Origin of the sequence: Leisingera sp. ANG-M1 (genome assembly GCF_000813745.1) — a bacterium.
Classification (GTDB): domain Bacteria; phylum Pseudomonadota; class Alphaproteobacteria; order Rhodobacterales; family Rhodobacteraceae; genus Leisingera.
The window spans coordinates 1-740 of record NZ_JWLC01000059.1 but is presented as its reverse complement, the minus strand read 5'-3'; the positions used below and the strand labels follow the sequence as shown (position 1 = coordinate 740).

Genomic DNA, 740 nt, shown 5'->3' with positions numbered 1-740 from the left:
CCGCCATCGCCTCATCCCATTTCATGTGAACAGTGGGCTGGCCGCGGCGCAGGTCGTCGTCGTCCATGCAAGGCAGGTCGTCATGCACCAGCGAGTAGGCATGAATGCATTCGATGGCGAGTGCAGCTTCAATTGCAGCTTCAGTCGGGACGCCGTGCAGACGGGCGCTTTCCAGAACCAGGAAACCGCGCAGCATCTTGCCGCCGGTGATGGCATAACGCATCGCCGCGTGCAGCTCGTCACTGCCCGCCAGCCGCATCTCCATATGTGCGGTGATCTGGCCTTGCGCGTCTTTCAGCGCCTCTGCAAAAGGGCGCGCATTTTCAAGGAAAGACTGGGTGTCTGCGGCGGTCATGGTTTAGCCGGCGTCCAGCGGCTGGGTGCCTTTGGGGGTGCCGTTGGCGTCCAGCGTAATGGCGGCAACCTTTTCCTCGGCGCGCTTCAGCTCATCCTCGCAGCGTTTCTTCAGCGCCGCGCCGCGTTCATAGAGAGCAATCGAGGCATCCAGCGCTACGTCGCCGCGCTCCAGCTGGTCCACCACGCCTTCCAGCTCGCGCATCGCCTGTTCAAAGCTCATCTGGTCTACGGGGGTCTCAGTCATGCCGGTGCCTTCATCAATTCTTCCACATGCGCGCGGGTTGCGGCTGCGAGCGCGTTCAGATCATATCCGCCTTCCAAAGTCGAGACGATACGGCCCTGGCAGAGTTCACTTGCGAGTTTACATAGCTCGGCGGTGATCC

Annotated in this window: 2 protein-coding genes and 1 pseudogene; all 3 read right to left on the bottom strand. The window is 61.5% G+C overall.

Annotated elements, in window-relative coordinates:
* Positions 1–355, bottom strand: a 355-nt coding sequence (locus RA19_RS25260; RefSeq protein WP_039168646.1) for a polyprenyl synthetase family protein, incomplete at its 3' end; no start/stop codon positions are given.
* A 3-nt stretch (positions 356–358) separates the two neighbouring features.
* The gene (locus tag RA19_RS25255; RefSeq protein ID WP_019297546.1) at positions 359–601 is read right to left on the bottom strand and encodes an exodeoxyribonuclease VII small subunit; all 243 of its coding nucleotides are present in this window, start codon (positions 599–601) and stop codon (positions 359–361) included.
* Positions 598–740, bottom strand: a pseudogene (locus RA19_RS27585) (histone deacetylase family protein); the annotation flags it as partial. The gene RA19_RS25255 and the pseudogene RA19_RS27585, both read right to left, overlap by 4 nt.

What these genes read in the sequence shown, in the direction of transcription:
- RA19_RS25255 (WP_019297546.1), bottom strand. Translation starts at nt 601, where the DNA reads ATGACTGAGACCCCCGTAGACCAGATGAGCTTTGAACAGGCGATGCGC.